The organism is Asaia lannensis NBRC 102526, from assembly GCF_024054035.1.
GTDB lineage: Bacteria > Pseudomonadota > Alphaproteobacteria > Acetobacterales > Acetobacteraceae > Asaia > Asaia lannensis.
Map to the genome: position 1 here is coordinate 1 of NZ_JAMXQU010000022.1, position 930 is coordinate 930.

Annotated in this window: 1 protein-coding gene; it reads right to left on the reverse strand. The window is 60.3% G+C overall.

Translation table 11 applies throughout. The annotated features are described in order from the left end of the window. Positions 1-39: 39 nt before the first annotated feature. On the reverse strand, positions 40-930 hold an 891-nt coding region (locus NF685_RS14215), incomplete at its 5' end, for a flagellin (protein WP_252850134.1).

The window sequence follows — 930 nt, forward strand, 5'->3', positions numbered from 1 at the left end:
CAGGCCCCTTGCTGTTGGAGGCGAGGGGCCTGTTTTATTTTACTGGAAGAGTGAGAGGATGTTCTGTGACTGGGAGTTGGCGATGGTAAGCGACTTGATGGCGAGGGACTGCTTGGTCTGAAGCGAGGTCAGCTTGGCGCTGGCTGCAGACATGTCCGCATCGGTCAGGGAGCCGATACCGTTGGTGAGGTTGTCGGAGATGCTTGAGCCGTAGGTGCTCATGTTGTTGATGACGTTGCTGTTCGCACCCAGTGTGGAGGTCACGAAGGTCATCGCCTTGATGGCGGCCTGAACCTGCGAAATCATGTCCGAGACGTTCTTGCTGCCGCCGAGTACGCCACCGGTGGATTCGAACACGTTGGTGGTCGGGTTTGCACCGCTCGTACCGCTGTTTGTGGTGAGGCCCAGGGCGTCGGTCAGGCTCGTGCCAGCTACGCCGCTCTGGAAGAACGAGGAAGAGACAGCCGGTGCGCCGGCGACGCTGGATCCGCCCATATACGAGGCAATAGCTGCGTTGAAGCCTGTGACGGTCGTCTGGTCACCCTGAAGGCCCGTGATGTAGCTCAGGTTGTTGGACGTGATCCCGAGACCATCTTTTGTGCTGCCCGAAATCAGGTTCACGCCGTTGAACGTGGCGTTGCGCGAGATGGTATCGATCTGTTGAAGCAGGCCAGTGATCTGGGTACCGATCTGGTCGAGAGCGGCCGGGCTGCCCTGGTTGTTGCCAAGGGTGGTCACTGCGTTCTGGACGCTGTTGAGCACGCTGATGATCTGGTTGACGGCGGTGCTGGTCGAACTGACCGTCTGTGCGGCGAAGGAGAGGCCGTCATTCACAGCGGACTGGCCAGAGACGTTGCCCTGCATCTGCTGCGCGATGCCGTAGGCAGCGGCGTTGTCGGCAGCGCTCGAGACCTTGCGGCCGGTCGAGAT